Below are 17,983 nucleotides of genomic sequence, written 5' to 3'. Positions count from 1 at the left end.
CGTGGAAATAATATTCTTTTCTAATTCTTTTGTAACTGAAGATAAAACTTAATAATGAATTGTGATAAAGGACTATGAAAAATTAGCTGCGGCATACGAAGGTGCACAATTGCAATTCAAAGATGACAAAATTAGATGCTCTTTATCAGGAGTGGTCCATTCTGTAAGTAATGTTTGGATTACGGTACCATATAAGCATCATCAAATCCATATTGACAACGAATATGGAATTAGTAATACTGCAACTGTAGAAATGAAAGTTGTAAATGGATTTATTCCAGATTTTGAAATTAGAAATAGAAGCCATTTTAGTATTCTTTTTTCCTTCAATAAATCACTTTTTTCTATTGATTGCAAAAACACCCAATTCAAATTAAAAATTGAGGAGGCGCTACAAATCTCAGGAATCCATCAAATAGCTAAAGAAAATCTATTCGAACCCAATATTAAGCTCATCAAAAAAGAAGGTATTCAGTTCATTCATTCAGAATATCACCTGCAGTTTGGAGATAAAATTGGTGCAGCTAAAGCTTTAATTGAATTTTATAAGATGATAATTGATACAATATAAAATGTCTTGCCACTATATTCGCCCAATTCATCTCCATCATCTATCCTTCAATAATTCACCCAAACTTTATTAACTTTGAATAAAGCCATTTTATGTCAAAGTTTAAATTTATTCATGCCGCCGATTTACACATTGAAAGTCCTTATAAAGGATTGAGTCAAATGAATGAGCAATTAGGTCGTTCTTTGGTTGAACATGGCGTAAAAGCATATGATAAGTTAATTGAAACAGCTTTGAATGAGCAGGTCGATTTCTTATTGATTGCTGGCGATAGTTTTGATAGTGAATCGGGAAGTTTGAGTGCTCAATATCGATTTGTGCGTGGATTAGAAAAGCTAAATAACGCACAAATTCCAGTTTTTATAATTACGGGTAATCATGACCCACTGTCCGTTTGGTCAAAGCATTTAAAACTGCCTAAGAATGTAACACTTTTTGAAGCGGATGAAGTTCAGCAACATACTGTAATTAAAAATAACGAAAAACTGGCTGAAATTTACGGTGTTAGTTATGGTAATAAGGAGGAGTTTAATCCTTTGGCAAAGCAATTTCTAAGGAATGATTCTGCCTCTTTTGCGATTGGGTTATTGCATGGAACGATTGAAGGAAACGACGCACATAATGCTTATTGTCCATTTGATATGGATACTTTGAGGGCTTCCAATATGGATTATTGGGCTTTGGGTCATATTCATAAACGGGAGGTTATTTCTAAACGAAACCCAATGGTGGTTTATGCTGGAAATATTCAAGGGAGACATTTTAATGAAACAGGTGATAAAGGCTGTTCACTGGTCACTGCGGAGCATGGACGCGTTACAAAGCATGCCTTTATTTCACTTTCAGACATTGTTTATGCTTATTTCGACTTGGATGTAAGTGAAATAAAGAATCTATCACAATTTTTTGAAGCAATTCATGAGCTTAAAAGTGATAGAACTCATCAGGATAAATCTTATTTAGTGCGTATTCGATTAAAAGGAAAGAGTGAATTACATAGTGTTTTTTCTAATCACTCCGAAATGGAAAATTTAATTCAAGAATTAAATAATGAAGTTGTTTATCAAGACCGATTTGTGTTTATCGATAAATTCATCAATGAAAGTTACCCTGAAATTGATCTTGAAGCGAGGAAAAAATCCTCTGACTTTATTGCCGATTTATTGGTGAGATTTGAAGAGTTAGAATTGGACAAAAGTGCTTCAAAAAAAATGATTTCTAATATTTTAGAGGAAGTTTCTAGCACCAAGTTTGGAAGAGAATTAAAGAAGACAGATTTCGATGAAGAAATTCTAACTGAAATGCAGCAACTATTTTCAGCAGCCAAATGGAAATGTATTGATGGTTTAATTAATAATAAAAACTAACCATGAAAATAGACAAAATTCATATAGACGGATTTGGTATTTTTCATGACCACTCTATCCAAAATTTTAAGAAAGGAATCAATGTAATTTATGGAAATAATGAAGCTGGAAAATCTACACTTTTAGATTTTATTCGTTTTACATTATTTGAATATCCGAGGTCACATGCAGAGCGAAGAAAGCCACTTTTAGGTGGAACTCACAGCGGAAGAATTTGGCTAAATAATAGTTTAAGAGAATCGCTTTCTGTTTATCGACACGGAAATGCAAAAGATTTTCTTTTAGAATATAAAGGTGAGAAATTTGAGGATGAAAAGTTGTATCATAAATTAATAGGAAATGCGTCTATCGATTTATTTAAGAATATTTATGCCATAACGATTGATGAACTTACTAGCGTTGAACAATTGGGCGAGTCAGGAATGGAAGACAGAATTTTCAGCATGGGAATGGGGCTTTCCGGAGTTGATTTTGGTGGGTTTGAGAAAAACCTTATCGATCATTCATCTGCTTATTTCAAAGCCAGGGGCTCCGTTCAAGTACTGCCTAAATTGTCCAATGATATCGTAGAAAAAGAAGAAGCGATTAATAAATTACGAAACAAACTGGGAGAATACAACAGACTTTCAGAGCAAAAAGAGAAGCTAGAAACTGATTTAACGTTGTTGAATGAAAAGCGTTCAAAGTTAGGTAAAGATAAAAATGAATATTCCGATTTATCAAAAGCTTATCCTGAATACATAAAATATAAGTCAGCACAAACACAAATTTCAGAGATTGGAAGAATTCAAATTTATTCTTCCAAAGTTTTAGAAGAATATGAATCACTTAAGTTTAAGTTGAATGCTGAGCGTGAAGAATTAGAAAAAATTCAACAACAATTAACACAAATAGAAAAGGATTTAAACGAGTTAAAATGGAATTCAGATCTTTCTAAAAAAGCTAATTTACTTGACTATTTAAAAACTAACGTGAAGCTTTATGAGGACGCAAAAGCGAAAAGAAGTCAAGAAAACGAGAAATTATTTAATGCTCATTCGCAAATTGAAACTATTTTAAAACGCTTAGGTGTCAATTTGAGTAAGACGAATTTATTAGAATTAAAAGGAACTTTTGAATTACAAACTAAAGCGATTCAAATAGGGGAGGGTCAATTAAAATTAGATCGATTAATTGACACTAAAAAAGCATCAAAAGAACGTATTTCGGATGAACTTTCTGCATTGGAAATACGCCATGAAAGTTTGATTCCAGAAACAAAGAATTTAATCATTCAAAGTGATGAGCAAAGAACTAAAGCCAATCATAGAAGAATAGAGTTAGATACGGCATTCAAATCTGCATTAGAAAATAGAAGTCTTCCATACAAAACAACAAGTAAATTTCCTTTGATTTTATCAATTGTATTCTTGTTAGTTGGAATTGGATTAATTTTCATTGATTTCATTTCTGGAGGTATCGTTATTGGAATTGCATTGATTGGTTTAATTGCTGTTCTTTTTCAAAATAGAGACACTTCTTTTTCTGGAATTCCAAATCAGAATCTAAACGATATCAATAGGGAGTTAGATGTTATAAATACATCGATTCAAGAATTTGATCAATGGAAAGAAGCTAAGGAGGAAGTCAACAATCAATTAAAATTTAAGTCTAATGAATTTCAAAAAATAGAAATAGAATTAAATAGGCTGACTAATCAATTTTCGGCGCTGGAAAGCGAATGGCAGTCATTACTCGAAAACAATCAATTGCCTTCCTCCATTGTTCCTTCTCGAATTAATGATTTCATAAGTAATGTTGAGGAAATAAAAAGACAAAATTCGAATGAAATTGAAGCTCGGAAATCCATCCAGAATATTGATTACTTAATTACTTCTTTCGAGGATAAGCTAAATGAAGTAGCTCCAGAAAATTCAGCATTAGACACTTCTTTTGTCTATACAATCATCTCTAAAATGGAAGAGAATGAGTTGATAAATTCGAAAAGAGAACGTTTTTTAAATGAAATCAGTAGTTTTTCAATTAAAAAGGATTTAAAACAAGAAAATGTAAAAAAACTAAATGAAGAAATTGATGCAATTTTTAAATCATTAAATGTAGAAAATGAATCAGCGCTTTATTATCATTTTAAACTTCAAAATAGTCTTCAAGAAGAGAAAGAAAAATTAGAAAATTCTGCTGCTACAATTCAAACCTTATGTGGAGAAAACTTATTGAAAGAAACCATCTTGAAGTTATCTAGATTCTCGCCTTCAGAGTTAAATACAAAAAAAGAAGAAACATCAGTTGATTATGAATTGGCTAAAACAAAATATGATGAATTGAACAAGGATTTAGCTGGAATTGAAGCTGACATTCGACACATTTTGGAAGTAGATGAAATGTATGGACTTCAAAACGAAAAGGAAAGTTTGCAAGCGCAATTAAAAGAAGAAACCAAAGAATGGTTGACAACAAGATTAGCGTTGGAAGTTTTGAATCAAAGTAAGCAGAAATACGAGAAGGAACGTCAACCAGAAGTGATTACCCAAACCCGGGATTATTTCCGTTCGATTACTAATAACGCTTATGAAGATATACGCATTTCGCTTAGCGAAAAACATGTGAGTATTATTGATGCTGCTGGAAATAGTAAAACCGTTCAAGAATTAAGCAGAGGAACAAGAGAACAATTGTTATTGGCTTTACGCTTGGGATTAATTGCAGAATACGAAAAAAATGCTGAACCGTTACCCGTTGCTTTTGATGATATTATGGTGAATTTTGATACTGTAAGAACAGAAAATTTGGCTAAAATTCTCATAGATTTCGCAGCTGATAGACAAGTGTTGTATTTTACATGTCATGCGCATACACGAGATATTTTTGAAGGACTTGGAGCAAATGTAGTTGAATGGGAAAAGTAGTACGGAGTATAGATTATATAGTTTTGAGTATATAGTTTGAAGTTGGACTTTGGTTAGGCTCATTCTCCTAAGGGAGAAATTTTAGAGATAGGTTTTGGGCAGATTAAAAAGTTCAAATTTTTCCTTCTGAGGCCTTGTTCTTTGGTCAACTGATGAAAAAAAAACGAGGAGCTAAATTAGCTCCTCGTTGTATCTTTTGTTAAGTAATATGTTAATCTAAATTGATAGTAGCTTCATATAATTTATTCGAACATAAATCGGATAACTGAAAGTTCGTTTTTTGACTATTGGTTTGATAATCATTAATGTAATAACTGACTTCCATTAATGGTTCTTTTCCGTAAGAATAACTACTCATCATTTTACAATTCCACATTGTGTCTATGATTATACTTTCGAATGGGCCAGCAATTTTTTTCATCCAAAAATCAGCACCATTCTGCGGATAATTGCAATCTTGATAAAACAAAGTGTCTAAATTAGAGTATGCATTCTCAACTTCGAGTTTAACAACGAAATCAAACCTAGGTAAACTAAAATACACATTTCCCAAATCAATATCTTGGAAGACAGGAATATCTCTCAGTATTTCACCGTTTTTCAGAATCTTAAAATCTGAATTTGTTCCATCTCCTCCGAGATACTTTACTTCAAAATAACCATCTTCATCTGTTTCGAAATAAATAATCATTCCCTTTTTTATACCTAATGAGACATTTTGCTTCATTGAAATGCCAGAAACGTTGGACGCTGGAGTTTCACAATCGAGCATCAATCTACCTTCGATAGTGTATTCCTTATCTTTATCTCTGCAGCCAAAAGCTATAGTTGATAGAAATATAATTGTGGCAATATATATTAATGTTTTCATAGTGTATGGTTTTTACCTTATAATTAATCTTTTAACTTCATATTTTTCCAAATTGTTAATTCTTCATAAGAATATAGTTTTAGTTCACTTTAAGGTAAACAATAATTATTTATTAATAAAATTTTATGTAAAAAATATTTGACGATATTATAGAATGGTTTACTAAGAATGATGAATAGGTATTCGAACGTTTAAAAGAGATATTACTTTTAGAAGACGAATAACTCACTCGTTCTCTCTATCTATGTTACCAACTTCTCAAATTTTGTTGCCATTCAGAGCAAAAACTACTAGGTTCTATTAGTCATTAAATATAATCCTCTCCCTCGGTCCCTCTCCAAAGAGGGATGTAGAATAGAGCGCCATTTTGAATATTATCTCGAAATCATTTTGGAGTTTTAGAGTTGACAATTAGTTGTTTTTTATTCAAAAAAAAACGAGGAACTAAATCAGCTCCTCGTTATAATATTTATCAGTCTTCGAATCTTAATTGTTATTTATCTCTAACCAATTGAACGAACCCGTGTTCTTCAATGAGGTCTGTACTGCTACCTTTAATTTTCAACGTGTAGAAATAAGTTCCATCTGTACATTCAGCACCATCGTTACCTACATTTCCATTCCATGCAAAGTTAAGATCAGAGCTTTCATAAACCAAATTACCCCATCTATTTACAATAACTACTTCAACTTCAGTTGCATATTGAGCATTGATTGTAAAGACATCATTTTGTCCATCTCCATTTGGTGTAAAAACGTTCGGAAGATCATAAGACATAGGAAAGAAAACAGTTATCGTTTTGCTAGTAATATCAGAACATGCACCTTCAGTAATTTCTAATGTCACGGTGTACACTCCTTCATTTACATAAGTTGCATATTGGTCACTCATGTCATTCACTGTGTTTCCTGTTCCATTTCCAAAGTCCCAAACATAGGTAGTTCCAGGATCTGAGTTGTTGATAAAAGTAACATCAAGAGGTGCAGCACCTTGGTTTGGAGTAGGAGTAAAGTCTGCAACTGGAGGGTCTTTTTGTTCTAAGAAAATACTATCGAGAACATTACAAACATCGTCTTTAATAGTGAAGTAGTACCATCCAGAAGGTTTATTCCCCCATACAGATGCGGTTGTGAAATCTGTATTTCCTGAACCGGGTCCTGTCCATCTGAATTGTGGGGTTCCTGTGAATCCACTTCCCATTCCTGAAAGGGTTCCGTTTTCCATGCCACAATCTGCAGGAGTTTGAATCATTGTGTCTATTGCTAGGGTTTGATTCAAAGTTATAGTTGCCGTATCTTTAACAGAAATTCCACATGCGTCGGTAACAGTTACATAATAATCAATAGATTCGTTGTTAACCGCAGCATAATAAGCAGTGTCTGATGATTGGCCATCAGCCCATTGGTAAGAAAAAGGAGAAACAGTTCCTGTAGCTTGAGCCCAAATAGCAACACTATCATCAGCACATAATAAATCTTTGCCAAAGGTGTTAACGTTAATAATAGTATCTAAAACATGTAGAACTACGGTTGTGTCGTAAGAACATCCGAAATTATCAACAACATTAAAAGTATAATCATAATCTCCTATTCCAGGTGGTTCAACTGTTATCAAAGTGTCGTTATTGGGATTAGAGGTAATTGTTGGATCAGGAGACCAAAAGGCATCAGTAATTGTATTTTGATAAAATTCATTATTTGGATAAAGTGAAGGATCAAAGAAGATACCCCATTCAAATATATATCCATCATCAGAACCAATATTATCTTGAACGTTAAGTGTCCAATCTCCATTTAAAGGACAGCCAATAAAGTCAGCCAAAGAGCCTTCTGGTTCATAAATACCATTTGGATTCATGGTGTTTCCTACAGTTGGAGCAGTAGGAGGAGTAGGGATTGTATTTGTATTCCATTCAGCTGCAAAATCTCCAAAAGTGTTGTTTATTGAAGAAAAGCAATATTCATAACCATTCCCAGGTAACCCGGTAATTGGGAAATTATCATCAGGTTCACCCAGAAAAGTACCTCCCCCACCAAATCCACCAGGAATATGTCCTGGATTATAGCCATTAAAAATAGCAACTTCGGTTCCATTTGGACATTCTAACCACATTTCTAAATCACCTAAATAACTATGCTCCATATTTACACATATACTTACAATATCTGATGCAGAAGTAACTGTAGAGCCAGGATCAAAGTCAGACATGTTAATAGAAGTAGTATAAACAGCTCCATTCCCATCAGGTAAGAAGGTTAATCCTGCAAATGTTCCTCCTAATTGAAAACTACCGAGTGGTACATCCACACCTACAGTATCGCCAGGGATTATACCTCCTAAAAGATTAGTAACTTGATTAAAACAAACACTGTCTTCAATTGGTCCTGTGGCGGAAAATAAAGGTGTTGTACTAATTCTAATTTTAGCGCTCATTGAGGTATTATGAGGATAAGTATCAGTTATGTTTAAACTAACGAAAATTCCGTTTTGACCATTTGGAACATACCAAATACTATCATTATTTGGACCAACTTGGCCATCGCTAAAATTCCACAAGTAATCAATATTTGTAAGTGTTTGAGAATAACCACTACCAGTATTTTCAAAAGAATAAGGGAAAATTGGTTTAGCAACTAATAGAACGGAATCACCTTGACAAATATCAACATATCCAGTATCTAAAGGAAACATGTTGTTTGTAGTTGAAGTGTTCACAAAAGCTTCCATATGCATTTCAATATCTTGAGAAGGAGAAATACATCTTATATTTGCGTCCCAACCCGTTCCTTGATTACTCCCATCAGAAACAAAAACAAAAGTCAAACAACCAGAAGTATTTGCCCAAGAAGCAGTATGAGAAAAACCTGTTGGAGCATTCGAACTATTGTAAGCCCCAAGCAAAGGAGAGTTCGCGTCTGGTCCGTCATAAACATAGAGTGTATCACTACTATGAACATTCCAAGTTAATCCTGTTGCATTTCCAAATGATCCTATAATTTTTAGTCCACCAGCTGTCAAGTCTGGACAAACAGTGAAAGTTTCGTTACTATTTGGAGAATAATCTGCAGCACCACCATCATCTACAAAGTTTGCAGTGAGTACATTGTAATTTGCACAATTCAAAGGGTTAGTTTGTAAATAATCAGGGTCTGTAATGCTTAATTGTCCATAAACTAGAGTAGAGAACAATAAAAATGTGAATAAACTATATAATGTTTTCATACTTATTTAATTTGAGTGATTAAATTTTTAGGACGTACAATAACCATTTTATTGGTTCCTTTGAATTTGTAGTATTGGTATCGACCATCAATTAGTTCTAACCCCAAACTAATATAAGTATGTTGTAAATTTGGGTCTTTATCGATTTCTCCGTCGAAAACAAGGTCTTTACCCTTTTCAGTTGGTATTTCACCTATAGAAATTCCAACTTCTAATGCATGATTAAGAATTTTGTATTCTTCAGGATCGGTATTTTGAAGGTTAGTAAGTTCTTCAGCCGAATATTTTTCTAATAATCGGGAGTCGTGGTTTTCTTGTGAGTAGCCTATGAAGGTTAAAGAGAACAGAAAACAAATCATAATCGTTTTTAACATAACTGGTTTTTTTTTATAAGACGTGATAGCATAGCTAAGGTTGCATTCGTGTAAATGTAAGATTTTATTGATTAAGATTGAAATTTATTTCAATCTCTAAAAAGTACTTTTTGGAAGAATAGAATTTCTTTTTCAGAACCGCCTGGCTATAAAATAGAGTACTATTTTTTAGTTAAATTATTTATTTTGAAGTGTGAAGTCCTTTAGAGAAGGGTAAAGTAAAAGAATACATCAAGATAAGTTTAACTACCTAAACTCATTTTAATCAATGGTTTACTTATTTTCACATTCAACAATCCCGAAATCCTTTTTTTTCTCTCCATTCGCAGGAAAAAGCACTAATTCTTTTGATTTCAAATCATATTCGGCCAGATAATATTCATTTCGCCAGTTTTCATACTCTTCAATTGGTAAATAATTGTTTTCGTCTTTAAATGGATCGTCATCAATAATAAAAAACACTTCGTCTTTATAGTTAGCGTACTTTTCATCTGTGAAGAATGATATATTAGACCTTTCTGTTAATTGGTAATTTCCAAAAATGTCACAAATTGCATTTTGCATAACTTCAATATTAATAGAATCAATTACTACAAATACTCTTTGTATTCGACGATCTATTGAGTCTATTAAGACTACTTTAAAATCATTGGTAAGGTTATCAGCGTTCTCTAAGGTATCTATATTTTGATGAATAGAGTTATCTTCAAATTTACCTGAACTGTTTTCATTTTTATTAATTGAGGAATCACAAGAAAGGAAAGCAAGTGAAACAATAAATAGAATCATAAAATGGTACTGAAGAATTGATTTCATAATTAAAGTTTAATTGTGAAAATAAATTTTTAAGGTACTTATCATTATCTACCACCAAGATGACATCGCACTCCCTAAATTTCCCAGTGTATTAAAAATCCACTGGAATAATGATTTTATTCTTTTAAGAATTTGTTTCATAATTTAAATTCTTAAATACCTACTAGGTAAAAGTTTCTTTCTTTACAAGAAAATAAAAATAATTGCAATTTAACTTTTTACACTTCAATTATTTCATTAACTTATATATAAACATAACATCAATTGTTGTGTTTTTTAAAAAGAAAATAATTTCGAAAATTGATGATAATTAAAATAAAGTTGTTACTTTTGATTATAATATTGTCAATAGAATGTTTAAAATAATATCAAAATGACGAATTTACAAAAAGGAGATACAGCTCCAACATTTACAGCGAAGGACCAAAACGGAAAAGAGATTTCACTTTCTGATTATAAAGGAAGGAAAGTAGCTTTATATTTCTACCCGAAAGACATGACACCAGGATGTACAAATCAAGCGTGTAATTTGAGAGACAACTATTCCGCACTAGGTAAAGAGGATGTTGTTATTTTAGGAGTGAGTCCAGATGCTGAAGCACGTCACCAAAAATTCATTGACAAATATGATTTGCCGTTTCCTTTAATTGCAGATACCGAGCATGAAGTTATAAATGCTTATGGAATTTGGGGGCCGAAAAAATTCATGGGAAAAGAATACGATGGATTACACAGAACTACTTTTTTAATTAACGAAGAAGGAAAAATTCATGATGTGATTAAAAAGCCCAAAACTAAGGCGCACGCGGAAGAAATATTAAAAAGTTTTGAAGCTGAGTAAATAAGTAGTAGGTCTTGATAATCAGGATAATATAATTGATAAAAAAGAATAGAAACCAACCAAATCATAACAATTTTATCAGGACGTAAAAAGATTACGTTCTGCACACCTAAATTTGCTAAAAATAAACGATATGGCAGAAGTTAAGAAAACAAAAGAAAAATCAAAAGTAAACGAAGACAAGCTAAAAGCGCTTCAACTTACGATGGACAAAATGGACAAAACCTACGGGAAAGGGTCTGTAATGAAATTAGGAGATAGCGCTGTAGTTGATGTAGAATCAATTTCATCTGGATCTGTTACATTAGATATTGCACTTGGTGTTGGTGGTTATCCAAAAGGTCGTGTAATTGAAATATATGGTCCTGAGTCATCAGGGAAAACAACATTGACAATTCATGCTATTGCTGAAGTTCAAAAAGCAGGTGGTATTGCTGCATTTATTGATGCAGAGCATGCCTTTGATCAATTTTACGCGAAGAGTTTAGGAGTTGATACAGATAATCTAATTATCTCTCAACCAGACAATGGAGAGCAAGCATTAGAAATTGCGGATAACTTGATTCGTTCAGGTGCTATCGATTTATTAATTGTCGATTCAGTAGCTGCACTTACACCAAAGGCAGAGATCGAAGGAGAAATGGGAGACAGTCAGATGGGACTTCAAGCACGTTTAATGTCTAAAGCATTGCGTAAATTGACTGGATCTATCCACAAAACTGGAACTTGTTGTATTTTCATTAACCAATTAAGAGATAAAATTGGTGTAATGTTCGGAAATCCAGAAACAACTACGGGAGGTAACGCATTGAAATTTTATTCTTCTGTACGTGTTGATATTCGTCGTTCAAGTCAAATTAAAGATGGGGACGAAGTAATTGGTAACCGTACAAAAGTGAAAATTGTTAAAAATAAAGTAGCTCCTCCATTTAGAAAAGCAGAGTTTGACATCATGTATGGTAAAGGAATTTCTAAAGTTGGAGAAATCCTAGATATTGGTGTCGATTTAGACATCATAAAGAAAAGTGGTTCTTGGTTCTCATACGGAGAAACACGTTTAGGACAAGGACGAGATGCAGTAAAACAAATCATTGCAGATAACGATGAGATGATGATTGAGTTAGAACAAAAAATTAAAGAAGCTCTTGATGCTCAAAAGGCACAAGCGTAATTGCATATCGTTTATGTGAGAGGTGTGGAGCAATCCACACCTTTTTTGTTTACGTTAAGTTAGAAATACTACTTGAAATTAAATGGATAATTCATAAGTTAGCTCTTTAAACTATTATAGAAAAACATGAGTGAAAAAATATACGGGGTAGTAGGTTGTGGTTGGTTAGGTCTTCCAATGGCGAAAAAATGGATTCAAGAACAAAAAACTGTTCAAGGATCAACAACTTCAAAAGACAAAATTGAGAAGTTGGAGAAAGAAGGAATTGTTGGACATATTTTGGATAGCGAAAAGACCAATGAGGAAATAAAATGGCTTTCTGAGTTAGACTATATTTTGTTGAATATTCCACCGTCAAATTTGAAGGAAGAATATGGCAATTTTATGATGAAAATTGTGAAGCAATTGAAACCAACAGCGAAAATAGTTTTCATTAGTTCAACTTCTGTTTATGCGAATAATAATCAAGAAGTCACTGAAGAAGCTGAACTCGAAGGAACCCGAAGGAATTCGGCATACATCATTAATGCTGAAAAAGCGTTGGAAGACTTTGCAAAAGACAGGTTGACTATTGTTCGATTTTCAGGATTGGTTGGTGGAGATAGAAATCCTGCAAAATACATGACAGGAAGAACAATTTCTGGTGGTGAGGAACCGGTAAACTTAATTCACCAAGAAGATTGTATGGGAATTATAGAACATATTATCGAGAATTCAATCTGGGGTAAAATTTTCAATGGATCTGCTGAAATGCATCCGTCAAAAGAGGAATATTACACCTTCGCAGCGAAAAAATTGAATATTGAACCGCCTACTTTCGATGAGAAAAATAAAGATTATAAAATTATTGATGGAAGTAAGATAACGGAGAAATTTAGGTATGAATATCAGCATAAGGATCCTTTTGATTTTCCTATGAAAAGATAATTTATATAAGGTTTCGAAAATCAGTAAAGACGTTATTAAGAAAAACGCTTGTCTATTATATCAGTAAAGAGAGGTTAGTGCGCACATCCCTCTTTGGAGAGGGAACTAGGGAGAGGATCAAATAGTTTAACTAAAGTTTCCAAGTCAGATATTAATAATGGATTGACAACAAAAATGGTTTTGTAAGGTATTCTCAAATATGCTTCCTTTCATATGAAATTTTAATAAATTCATCAAATTTAAACAGTCCTCCCCCTTAATCCCCCTCCGAAGGGGGAGGCGTTCATTAACAACAGTTTAAAGGTTAATCGCAAGTTAATTATAGTCTAACATACATTCCATTACTTAAGAAATAAATAGAAGTGCATATTCAAAAAACTAAAAATAGAAGTACACAAAATGCTTCGAGGTATCCGCAACCAATTGATAAATTCCAATCACAAACACACAACTCGCTACAATTTGTATTGCAAAAGGTGTTTTAGAGAATCGATCTTCTAACCATGTTTCACTTCTTTCTGGAAGCCAATGAAGAATCAATCCTAAAACCAAAATAATCAATGGAATTGAGAAAGTAGTACACATCAAGAGGAAGGCGTCCATATTCCATTGAAATTTAGAAACCATGTGGTTGAAATAATCGAAAGGTTCGGATTTTCCCTCCACCCTAAACCAGATTCTAGCGATGGTCATAAATGTAAATGTGGAGAATATTTTCCAAATCCGAACTAACCAATGATTTGAATTTTCATAAGGTGAAATTTTCTTCCAATGATTATAAAACACCAAACCTAATCCATTGAGCGCTCCCCAAATCAGATAGTTTTGGTTTGGATTATGCCAAAGTCCTCCCACAACCATAGTAATCAACAAGTTCATGTCGCGATAAATGATCTTTTTAGCATGTGGAAATAGCCACAGAATGGTAAAGTAAATTGCGATAAAAGCCAGCAAAACATACAATAACCAAAACCATTTCGTGAAGAAAAACAGGAATAAAAATATAATAGAAATCGTTGTTATTGATGCTAATCCACCTGTTCTGTTTCCTCCTAGCGGAATATATAAATAGCTTTTCCACCATTTACCAAGTGAAATATGCCATCTTCTCCAAAACTCGGCTGTGTTCAAGGATTTATAGGGCGAATTGAAGTTCTTCATTAATTTGAATCCCATCAATCTGGCTACTCCAGTGGCCATATCGGTATAACCAGAAAAGTCTCCATAAATTTGTAAAGAATATGCAAAAATGGCTACTAAACTCACAAATCCGGGGTAAGATTCTGGTGAATCAACAATTTTGTCAATAAAATGAACAGCGATATAATCTGCAAGAACCAACTTCTTGAATATCCCTTTTAGTATTTGAAATATGGCCCACCCAAATTCTTCTTTATTTAATGAATAAGGTTTACTGATTTGTGGAACAAACTCTTTTGCTCTCACAATTGGGCCTAAAATTAAATGCGGGAAAAAAGAAATAAAGAATGAATAATGAAAAACGTTTTTAATTGGTGGAACTTCTTTTCGGTAAACATCAACGATATACCCGATTGAGCTAAAAGTAAAGAATGAAACTCCCGCTGGAAGAAGTAATCGCCCAAAAATATCGTTTGCACCATAAGAACTAAATCCATTTTTAAAATAGGAAATCATGTTGAAAACCTCGTAATTCGTATGGAAAAAGTCGTTGAATGAAGTGGTAAAGAAATAAGCGTATTTGAAATAAGCCAATACAAATACATTCAAGATTACGCCAATAGCCAAAATAAATTTCCTTGAAGATTGTTTGGTTTGAGCGGCTATCAAATGACCAAAACTATAATTTGAGGCCAAAGCAAAAACTAGAATAAAAACAGAAAGTCCAGACGTTTTATAGTAAAAGAATAAACTAATTGCTGTGAGATAAATACTTCGAACAAGCTTGTTCTTGTGAAGGAATGAAAAGAAAATCATTACCACCAAAAAGAACAACCAGAAATCTAACCTTGAAAAGGTTAAATCCACAGGATTCAAAGAAAAAACGTCCAGCAGGCGTTGCATTTAGTTTTTATTTAAAATTGTTACCGGAGGTTTATTCTCCATTTGCTCTATCCATTTCAAAAAGGCTTCAAAAAATAAATCGCCTTTAAGGTGATAACCACCTACCGAAAAATGAACTAAATCGGATTTCATTAATTTGTTGGTTGACCAAGTTTTTGACGAACCCAATTCACCCATAATTCCATATAAATCCCAAACAGGAATCTCATATTTTTTAGCTAGCTCAATAATTACAGTTCTTTCTCTATCAATATTTTTATTCAAATACCTTCTTTTGTAATAGGAGTCATTGGGCACAGTCAAAAGAATCGCACAATCGGGATTTGCAAGCAATACTTTTTTCATCATTGCTTCCAGGTTCTTTTTATAAACTTGGGGATCAAAATCATCATAAGGGACATTGGCATCATTTGTTCCTACAGAAAAAGCGAAAAAATCTGGTGGAGCTTGAGATAATTGTTCCGTAAAATTCTCATTTTCTAAATAAGTATATAATCCAGCACCGTTAATTCCAATTGCCGTATATGAAATTCCAGGATGATTATTCATGAGTTGAAATCCATAAATATAAAGCGCTTCATTTCTTACCGAATCAGACAACAAACTATCAGCAATTTTGATAAACTCAACATCAAAAGTGGTAAATTCCTTTTTGAAATAAGTATCTGTAAACCCAAGTAGTTCATTCGTAAACTGACGAATTATCGGATTTTTAACTGAATTGTATTTAATTTCATAAGGCATTTCCCCCTTGTTATGATAAACGCGAATGTGATCAATCGGAGAGTTTTCATTATCTCCTTTGTATCTAAATGACAAATCAATTTTTGAATCTGTACAAGCAATTGCGGCTCCTAGCAATCCATAATGAACAGAATCCGGCCTGTGAATTACAGATCTATAACCTTTCCATTCATTATTTGATGTAAAAGCATAATTCCATGGATTATTTGTTCTTGCCATTTTAAAAGGAAAAACAAAAGCCCTTTCTCCAGGTAAATCATCCCAATAATTTAATAAGTATTCGCGCATATCATTAGTATAAATATCTGCTTGAATATGCGACCCTCCAATATGATAAAAATTTAACTTTCCTTTCTTCGTTTTTACCATTTGTTGAAGTTCAAAAAACAACTTTTCAAACGTCGGACTTTCTTTGGTATAAAACTGATAGTTGTTTTTATCAAATTGTATGAAAGGATATTGGTTTTGAACAGAAGTGTCGATAATTCCGAATAAATCATCATTCAAATAACCATTCAATGAATCGCTGTCTTTGCTCAATAATGATTGAGTGATTGAATCAAGCTTTTCCGACATGGATAAAGAGTCATTTTCAACTAAATCGGGCTCTTGTCCAAATAAATTGAACATTAAAAATACAAACGTAACAGATAATCTAATTTTATTTTGAATCATTGATTTTGGATAATTTATTATAAGATGTCATGAAGGCATCATAAAACTTTTGTGTTGAAATACTTGCTCCTTTCAAGGTGAAATGCACATGGTCTTGACTTGCTAAACCGTTTTCAACCCAAGCAGCCATTGCATCTTCTCCTCCCATTGCGGCGTACATATCAAAATATGCTCCACCAATTTCTTTGGTCATTTTACGAAGTTCGTCAACATAAAACGGAAGCAAAGGATAAGTTCTGTACTCTTCTTCAATAAGCGTTGACATGTCGCTAGGGCCAATCACAATAATCATTGCGTTTGGTCTTAATCGTTTTATCACGTTTAATTGTCCTTTAAAATAACCTACTACTTGAGAAACATCCGTAGAATCCTTAATGTAAGGAACCGCATTCCCTCCATATTGCATGATGAATAATTCTACATTTTGATCGTCATAAATTTGCTTTGCCAAACTGTTGTCAATTTTCCCAAAAAAAGTACCACTTGATCCTCTCATGGCGATATTGTCAACCTGTAAACCGCTAATTCCATCTAAAGTATAACCCAACACATTTGGACTCATTTTAGCAGAATATTCAAACTTTATTTTTCCAACTTGACCAGGGAAAGTGTATTTCAACTTATGGTATTTTCCATCTGGAATCAAGGAATCTGTTTTTACCAATACATCATTGTCATAAATTTTCACCTCACATTTAGCAAAAGCATCGGAATAATGTAAAGTGATACTTTGATAACTTTTTGCTTTGCTGTAACCCAATCTTCCTGGTTCAACTTCCATCCAAGCGCTAACAATTTCCAGACTGTCGCGATTTACAGAATCTCCAAATTCAGGGGTAAATCTCCCAACAGAATTCATGATTCCATATCTTTTATTGGACAACTTTTCTCCTCCGAAGTTTGTAAATCGTTGGAAATTATCTGAAACAGTTTGTGTGTAAGTTATCGTTTCGTAAACATTAACAGCGGGAATGAATCCGGGACCATTACCACCAAATTGAGTTTGTAATCTTTGCCTCAAAAATGCGGTAACTCGATCACCTTCAATTTGTGAATCTCCGTAATGCAAAATTCTAATTTTACCTGTTCCAATAGAATTCAACTGTTTAAAGAAAGCTGTGAATTTTTCTTTTCCATTTTCAGAATAAGCCAACAAATCTTCATCAGTAATTTTGTAGTTTTTCACATTGCCTAATGAATCTTCCTTTAAATCAACCATTGATGTGTCAACATCTACAAAAAGTGAATCTACATTGACTTCATTTCGCTTTTCATTCTTTAAAAGTTTGGATTGAGACAAAAAGCGGAATTCATAACCAAAAAAATCTTTTCTGCCTGAAGGAACTGCAAAAGTGACTATCCCCAAAATAATTAGGCATACTAAAATAAACAAGACAATATGAAAAGGTTTAATCTCTTTTTGCATCGCATACAAATGTAGTCAAGAAGTTGTT

Annotated in this window: 13 protein-coding genes; 6 read left to right on the top strand and 7 right to left on the bottom strand. The window is 33.0% G+C overall.

The genetic code is table 11. The annotated features are described in order from the left end of the window. The first annotated feature begins 61 nt into the window (after positions 1–61). The 3 genes from C6368_RS10125 (at position 62) to C6368_RS10115 (ending at position 4,844) form a co-directional block, all read left to right on the top strand. A complete protein-coding gene (locus C6368_RS10125) occupies positions 62–571 on the top strand; it encodes a hypothetical protein (RefSeq protein WP_107039087.1) in 510 nt (169 codons plus the stop codon). A gap of 92 nt (positions 572–663) precedes the next feature. Further along, positions 664–1,938, top strand: a complete 1,275-nt coding sequence (locus tag C6368_RS10120) for a metallophosphoesterase family protein (RefSeq protein WP_107039086.1) — start codon at positions 664–666, stop codon at positions 1,936–1,938. 2 nt (positions 1,939–1,940) lie between these two features. Further along, entirely contained in the window at positions 1,941–4,844 is a 2,904-nt protein-coding gene (locus C6368_RS10115) for an AAA family ATPase (RefSeq protein ID WP_107039085.1), read from the top strand. A 211-nt stretch (positions 4,845–5,055) separates the two neighbouring features. On the opposite strand, the gene C6368_RS10110 is transcribed toward C6368_RS10115, so the two are convergent. From C6368_RS10110 to C6368_RS10095, 4 genes are all read right to left on the bottom strand, one after another. After that, positions 5,056–5,715 (bottom strand): hypothetical protein, encoded by a 660-nt coding sequence (locus tag C6368_RS10110; RefSeq protein ID WP_107039084.1) that lies wholly within the window; start codon positions 5,713–5,715, stop codon positions 5,056–5,058. Between the two features lie 493 nt (positions 5,716–6,208). Beyond that, positions 6,209–8,938: a T9SS type B sorting domain-containing protein gene (locus C6368_RS10105; protein WP_107039083.1), complete on the bottom strand. Its 2,730-nt coding sequence runs from the start codon at positions 8,936–8,938 to the stop codon at positions 6,209–6,211. 2 nt (positions 8,939–8,940) lie between these two features. Beyond that, positions 8,941–9,312: a hypothetical protein gene (locus C6368_RS10100; RefSeq protein ID WP_107039082.1), complete on the bottom strand. Its 372-nt coding sequence runs from the start codon at positions 9,310–9,312 to the stop codon at positions 8,941–8,943. Between the two features lie 273 nt (positions 9,313–9,585). Beyond that, the gene (locus C6368_RS10095; protein ID WP_107039081.1) at positions 9,586–10,128 is read right to left on the bottom strand and encodes a hypothetical protein; all 543 of its coding nucleotides are present in this window, start codon (positions 10,126–10,128) and stop codon (positions 9,586–9,588) included. Between the two features lie 373 nt (positions 10,129–10,501). Here C6368_RS10095 and bcp point away from each other — a divergent pair, with 373 nt between their 5' ends. The 3 genes from bcp (at position 10,502) to C6368_RS10080 (ending at position 13,067) form a co-directional block, all read left to right on the top strand. Further along, complete coding sequence (gene bcp, locus C6368_RS10090; RefSeq protein ID WP_107039080.1) at positions 10,502–10,969, top strand: thioredoxin-dependent thiol peroxidase; 468 nt, start codon at positions 10,502–10,504, stop codon at positions 10,967–10,969. A 133-nt stretch (positions 10,970–11,102) separates the two neighbouring features. Next, entirely contained in the window at positions 11,103–12,140 is a 1,038-nt protein-coding gene (recA, locus tag C6368_RS10085; RefSeq protein WP_107039079.1) for a recombinase RecA, read from the top strand. Positions 12,141–12,266: 126 nt separating this feature from the next. Further along, positions 12,267–13,067, top strand: coding sequence for an NAD(P)-binding domain-containing protein (locus C6368_RS10080; RefSeq protein WP_107039078.1), 801 nt, complete (start codon positions 12,267–12,269; stop codon positions 13,065–13,067). A 378-nt stretch (positions 13,068–13,445) separates the two neighbouring features. Here the strand turns inward: C6368_RS10080 and C6368_RS10075 are convergent, their stop codons facing one another. From C6368_RS10075 to C6368_RS10065, 3 genes are read right to left on the bottom strand one after another with little or no spacing between them, the layout of a single operon-like run. Continuing rightward, on the bottom strand, positions 13,446–15,110 hold the full coding sequence (locus tag C6368_RS10075; RefSeq protein ID WP_107039077.1) for an MBOAT family O-acyltransferase: 1,665 nt from the start codon (positions 15,108–15,110) through the stop codon (positions 13,446–13,448). Further along, positions 15,111–16,529: a GDSL-type esterase/lipase family protein gene (locus tag C6368_RS10070; protein WP_107039076.1), complete on the bottom strand. Its 1,419-nt coding sequence runs from the start codon at positions 16,527–16,529 to the stop codon at positions 15,111–15,113. Further along, a complete protein-coding gene (locus C6368_RS10065) occupies positions 16,516–17,955 on the bottom strand; it encodes an SGNH/GDSL hydrolase family protein (RefSeq protein ID WP_107039075.1) in 1,440 nt (479 codons plus the stop codon). Before C6368_RS10065 ends, C6368_RS10070 begins: the two co-directional genes overlap by 14 nt. Positions 17,956–17,983: the final 28 nt, after the last annotated feature.

The sequence above is a fragment of the Brumimicrobium mesophilum genome, assembly GCF_003025005.1.
GTDB classification, from domain to species: Bacteria; Bacteroidota; Bacteroidia; order Flavobacteriales_D; family Crocinitomicaceae; genus Brumimicrobium; species Brumimicrobium mesophilum.
This window is presented reverse-complemented; position numbering and strand designations above follow the sequence as displayed.